The sequence below is a fragment of the Streptomyces sp. NPDC040410 genome, assembly GCF_055595715.1.
The window spans coordinates 1-6415 of sequence record NZ_JBVIVK010000053.1; the positions used below are offsets into that span (position 1 = coordinate 1).

Annotated in this window: 2 protein-coding genes; both read right to left on the reverse strand. The window is 71.8% G+C overall.

The window, feature by feature from the left end:
* Positions 1 to 2903, reverse strand: a 2903-nt coding sequence (locus ACZ562_RS38155; protein ID WP_471189275.1) for a non-ribosomal peptide synthetase, incomplete at its 3' end; no start/stop codon positions are given.
* Positions 2900 to 6415, reverse strand: a 3516-nt coding sequence (locus tag ACZ562_RS38160; RefSeq protein ID WP_471189278.1) for a non-ribosomal peptide synthetase, incomplete at its 5' end; no start/stop codon positions are given. The genes ACZ562_RS38155 and ACZ562_RS38160, both read right to left, overlap by 4 nt.

Below are 6415 nucleotides of genomic sequence, written 5' to 3' on the forward strand. Positions count from 1 at the left end.
AAGTCCGGTGCGGGCAGAGCGCGCCGGTCCAGCTTCCCGTTCGGAGTCAGCGGGAACTCCCCGACCGTCATCACCACCGACGGCACCATGTACTCAGGCAGCCGCTGCCGGAGGAACGCGCGGACGCCGAGGGCGAGTTGTCCGCGATCGGCGTCCGGAGCCGGCACGGCGTAGCCGACCAGCCGCTTGTCCCCGGGAATGTCCTCGCGCACCAGCACGGCGGCCTGCGCCACCGCCGGGTGCTCGGCAAGCACGGCTTCCACCTCACCCGGCTCGATCCGGAAGCCGCGGATCTTCACCTGCTCATCGGCTCGGCCGACGAACTCCAGCCGCCCGTCCGCGCTCCACCGCACCAGGTCCCCGGTGCGGTACATTCGCTCGCCGCCGCGACCGTACGGATCGGCGACGAAGCGCTGCGCCGACAGCCCCGGACGACCCAGATAGCCGAGGGCCAGACCCTCGCCCGCCGCGTACAGCTCCCCGACCACGCCCGGCGGCACCGGCCGCAACCGGGCGTCGAGGACGTGGACGCGGGTGCCGGAGACGGGGCTTCCGATCGGTACGCCGGTGGAGTGGGCGAGGTCGGCGGGGCGCACCGCGTGTGTGGCGGTGAAGGTGGTGTTCTCGGTCGGCCCGTACCCGTTGATCAGACGCACGCCGGGCAGGCGGTCCAGCACCGTGCGACAGTGGGGCAGCGCGAGGACGTCCCCTCCCGCCAGAAGGCGGCGCAGGCCCGCGAGTGCCTCGACGTCGGTGTCCACCACCTCGTGGAACAGGCCGGCCGTCAGCCACAGCGTGGTGACGCGGTTCTCCGTGAGGAAGGCGCGCAGATCGGCGACGGACTGCGCCCCGGGCGGGGCGACCGCCAGGGTCGCCCCGTTGAGCAGGGCACCCCAGATCTCGAAGGTGGCCGCGTCGAAGGACACCGAGGCCAGCTGGGCGACGACGTCGTCGGAGCCCAGCTCGGCGTAGCCGGCACGATGGACCAGCCGCACGACGGCCCGGTGCGGGACGACGACGCCTTTGGGCCGGCCAGTGGAGCCGGAGGTGTAGATCACGTACGCCGGATGACCCGGCTGCAGCCCGGTGACGCGCACGTCCGCGCCGTCGAGGGCCGCCAGACGGTCCCCGGTGGCAGGCTCGTCCAGCACGAGGCAGTCCGGTCCGTCTGCCTGTGCCAGCGCGGTCCGTGCGGTCCGGCTGGTGACCACCAGTGCCGGCCGGGCGTCGTCGAGCATGTAGGCGATGCGGTCGGACGGGTAGCCCGGGTCGAGGGGCACGTACGCGGCGCCGGCCTTCAGGACGGCCAGCAGCGTGACGATCAGTTCGGCAGACCGCTCCATCAGGACCGCGACCGTGCTGTGCGGACCCGCCCCGCGGGCGATGAGTTCGTGTGCCAGGCGGTTGGCCCGCGCGTTCAGTTCCGCATAGGTGAGCTGAGTGCCGCCGCAGACCACGGCGACGGCCTCCGGGGTGCGGACCGCCTGGGCCACGAAGAGTTCCGGAAGCACATGCGTGGTCTCCTGAACCGCAGCGCCGCTCCAGTCGGCCAGCAGGCGACGCTCGGCGGGGTCGAGGATGTCCCACTCGTCGATCCGCAGGTCCGGGTCGCTCGTCACGCCTTCCAGCACCCGCACGAGGCGGGCCACCAGCCGCTCGGCGGTGGCGGCGTCGAAGAGGTCCGTGGAGTACTCCAACACGCCGTCCAGGCCGGCCGGCTCTCCCCGCTCGTCGAAGAGCTCGCCAGTGTTGAGCAGCAGGTCGAACTTGGCGTCCCCGGTGGCGAGCTGGGTGGCCTCCACACTCAGGCCGGGCAGGCTGAGGCGGCCACCGGCGTTGTTCTGGAAGGCCAGCATCACCTGGAAGAGCGGGTGGCGGGCGGCGGAGCGGGTGGGGTTGAGGATCTCCACCAGCCGTTCGAAGGGCAGGTCCTGGTGGGCGTAGGCCCCCAGGTCCGTCTCGCGCAGGCGGGCGACGAGTTCCCGGAAGGTGGGGTTGCCGCTGGTGTCGGCGCGCAGAACGAGGGTGTTGACGAAGAACCCGACGAGGTCGTCGAGATCCTCCTCGGTGCGGCCGGCGACCGGTGAGCCGATGGGGATGTCGGTGCCGGCGCCCAGCCGGGTAAGGAGGGTGGCCAGGGCTGCCTGGACGACCATGAACAGGCTGGCGTCGCACTGACGGGCCAGCTCTGCGAGCCGACGGTTCAGCGCGGCATCGACTGTGAAGGGAACCGTGCCGCTGCGGTGAGCGGCCACTGCCGGGCGGGGCCGGTCGGTGGGCAGGGCCAGTTCCTCGGGCAGGCCGGCGAGTTGCTTCGTCCAGTGGGCGATCTGCTCGTTGATCAGGCTGTCCGGGTCGTCCTCGCCGCTGAGCAGCTCCTGCTGCCACAGGGCGTAGTCGGCGTACTGGACGGGCAGTTCGGGCCAGCCGGGGGCGAGGCCGCTCCGGCGTGCCTCGTAGGCCGTTGTCAGATCGCGGGCCAGCGGGGCCATCGACCAGCCGTCGCCGGCGATGTGGTGGATCACCAGCACCAGCACATGCTCGTCCGGCGCCACGGCGAACAGCGTGGCGCGCAGCGGAGCGTCACACGACAGATCGAAGCCACGGGTGCCGAACTCGGCGATCCGCGTGTCCACGTCGTCGGGGGACGCCTCGTACACCGGCAGCTCCGGTGCGGCGTCCTCCGCGGCCACGATGACCTGGTACGGCTCGCCGTCGACTTCCTGGAACACCGTGCGCAGCGCCTCGTGGCGGGCGACGACGTCCGCCAGCGCGGCCGCCAGGGCCTGACGGTCCAGCGTGCCCCTCATCCGGAGGGCCATCGGCATGTTGTAGGCGGCGCCCGGTCCCTCCAAGCGGTTGAGGAACCACAACCGGCGCTGAGCGAACGACGCGGGGATCACGAGTCCTCCTTGATACGCGCCCTCGGACGCAGCGCGGGCCGCTTCCGCTTGGCTTGGTTGGTCGAGTTCGGTTCCGGCAGCCGTTGTGCCAGAGCGGCGACGGTGGGTTCGCCGAACATGTCACGGATGGCGAGTTCGACCCCGAGGACCGTCCGCACCCGGGAAATGAGCCGGGTGGCGAGCAGGGAGTGACCGCCCAGTTCGAAGAAGCTGTCGTCGATGCCGACCCGCTCCACCCCGAGCACCTCGGCGAACAGCCGGCACAGCGACTCTTCTCGCGCATCGCGCGGGCCACGGCCCGAGGCGGCGGCGCTGCGATCGGGGGCGGGCAGTGCACGACGGTCCAGCTTGCCGTTGGGGGTGAGGGGGAACGCGTCCAGGACCACGACCGCCGACGGCACCATGTGGTCCGGCAGCAGTTCCCGTGCGTGCGCGCGCACCGCGGCAACCAGCGAGGAAGTCTCCAGGCGGCTTGCCGGATTGTTGGTGTACGAGCGCAGCGGCGCCGTGCGGGGAGCGGCCGGCTGGTAGAGAACCGCCGGAGCGCCGCCATCATCCGCGTCTGCGGGGGTGAACACCACGTCGAGGGCGCCCTCGACGCTGTCGCCCGACCAGGTCACCGCGACCCGGTGGCCGAACCGCTCGCCGAGGCCGTACAGCTCCTCGAGTCCGGGGCCGTCGGCGTCGAGGGCCGGCGCCATCAGGTGTTCGCGGGCTGCCGTCGCTGTGCCACCGGATTCCAGCGTCCGCAGCGCCGCGGTCTCCCGACCGAGACGCCGGTTCGGCACGTGCCGTACTCGCAGACCGGCGGCAGAGGCGTCCGGGGCGGCTGCCGACAGAGCGTGCTCCAGGTCCGGCAGGCCGGCGATGTCCCGTCCCCACTCGGCCTCGCGGTACACGCTGCTCGCCGCGGGCGCGTCGGGCGTCTTGCGCAGGGTGACGTCGTAGCGGTACCGGGTCAGCTCGTTGTCCCAGCGGCCGCGCTTGACCTCGATGTCCACGGCGCCGAGGGCCGGTTCCAGCTCCCGCAGGGCGACGAAGAAGTCCGGGTCGACCAGGAGTTCCTTCTCCAGCACGACGCTCTGGTCGACGGCCTTGCGCAACACGGCGGAATCCGCGGCCGGAGCGGCCCGGTGCAGTTCCACGGCGGTACGCAGGCATCGCAGCAGCCGGGCGTTGCGTACGTCACCGACGAGCACCGAACCGCCCGGGGCCAGCAGGCGCAGCACCTGCCGCAGCACCTGGGCCAGATACTCGGGATTGGGGAAGTACTGGATCACGGAGTTGAGCACGACGGTGTCGAAGTGGCCCGCGGGCAGGCCGCTGACGTCATGCGCGGGCTGCGCGCGCAGCTCCACGCGCTCGGCGAGCCGGGCGTCCCGGACGACATGCGCACGGACACCCTCCACCACGCCGGTGGAGATGTCGGTCCCCCAATAGGTCTCGCAGTGCGGCGCGACCTGCGAAAGGATCAGTCCGTTGCCGATGCCGATCTCCAGCAGCCGCCGCGGCCGCAGCGCCAGGATCCGCGTGACGGTCTCCGCCCGCCATTCGCGCATCTCCTCCAGCGGGATGGCGTTGCCGGTGTAGCTGCTGTTCCAGCCGGAGAAGTCCTCACCGAACTCCTGGGCCGGCAATCCACGGTAGAGCGAGTCGTACGTCTCACGCCACTCGTCGACCTGCTGTTCCTCGCGCGTCTCGTCACGGCGGGCAGCGTCCTGGCGGGGCACCAGGTAGGCGGTGATCCGACGGTCGCCGGGAGTGTCCTCGCGGGCGATCACAGCCACCTGGCCCACCAGTTCGTGGCGGTCCAGAGCGGCCTCGACCTCGCCCAGTTCGACACGGAAACCGCGCACCTTGACCTGGTCGTCGGCACGGCCGACGAACTCCAGCTGCCCGTCCGGACGCCGCCGCACCAGGTCGCCGGTCCGGTACATGCGCTCGCCTGCTCCGGCGAACGGGCAGGCCACGAAGCGGCTCGCGGTCAGTGCGGCACGGTCCAGGTAGCCGCGGGCCAGTCCGGCTCCGGCGATGTACAGCTCACCGGTCACGCCGTGGCCGACCGGCTGCAGGGCCGTGTCGAGGACGTACAGCCGGGTGTTGTCCAGGGGACGGCCGATCGGCGGGATCCGCGCGCCCGACAACGGTTCGCTGATGGTCGCGCACACGGTGCTCTCGCTCGGCCCGTACGAGTTGAGCATCCGCCCGGTGGCCCGGGACCAGCGGTCGGCGAGCTCGCCCGGGCAGGCGTCACCGGCGACGATCAACGTCATGTCGGCCGGCAGACCACCCTCGGGGAGCCCGGCGAGGACCGGCGGCGGCAGGGTCGCATGGGTCACACGGTGCTCCAGCGCCAGCTTGGACAGTTCCTCCGCGGACATCAGCTGCTCGGCACGGGCGACGACGAGTGTGCCGCCGGCCAGCAGAGCCATGCACATGTCGGAGAACGAACCGTCGAAGCTCGGGGACGCGAAGTGCAGCACCCGGCTGTCCGGACCGAGCGCGAATCGCTCCGTCTCGCTGACGGCAAGGCTGGGGATGCCGGTGTGCTGGACGACCACACCCTTGGGCGTCCCGGTGGAGCCCGACGTGTAGATGACGTAGGCGGGGTGGGCGGGCAGCAGCGGCGCGATCCGCTCGGCGTCGGTGACGTCGCCCGGGTCGTATGCGGCCAGTTCCGCCGCGAGGCCGGGATCGTCCAGGTCGATCCGGCGCAGACCCTCGGGGAAGGTTCCGGTGGTCGCGCTGGTGGAGACCAGCAACGCGGGCCGGGCGTCGTTCAGCATGAACGCGATGCGCTCCGCCGGGTACTCCGGGTCGATCGGCAGGTAGGCGCCTCCCGCCTTGGCCACCGCCAGCCGCGCCAGGATCATGTGCTCTGACCGGGGCACCGCCAGAGCCACGAACCGCTCCGGCCCCACGCCCTCGCGGATCAGCAGCCGGGCCAGCCGGTTGGCACGGGCATTGAGCTCTCCATAGGTGAGTTCGCGGGCCTCGAAGCGCACCGCGGTGGCATCGGGGGCCCCTGCCACCTGTGCCTGGAACAACTCGGGCAGTGTGGCGGCCGGCACCGCGCGCTGGGTGTCGTTCCACCCGTGGAGCAGCTGGTGGCGCTCGTCGGGGCCGAGGACGTCGGCGCTGTCCACCCGGCCGTCCGGGGCGGCGGCCAGCGCCTCGAGGACGCGGACCAGGCGGGCCGCGATCCGCCGCGCGCCGGCTTCGTCGAACAGGTCCGCGGAGTACTCGACGACGCCGTTCATGCCGGTCGGCCGCCGACGCTCGTCGAAGTGTTCGAACACGCTGAACGCGAGGTCGAACTTGGCCGTCTCGGTGTAGACCTGTTCGGCCTCCACCGACAGCCCGGGCAGACGCAGGTCGACCGCCGCGTTGTTCTGGAAGGCCAGCATCACCTGCACCAGGGGGTGGCGGGCGGCGGAGCGGGTGGGGTTGAGGATTTCCACCAGTCGTTCGAAGGGGAGGTCCTGGTGGGCGTAGGCGGCCAGGTCGGTTTC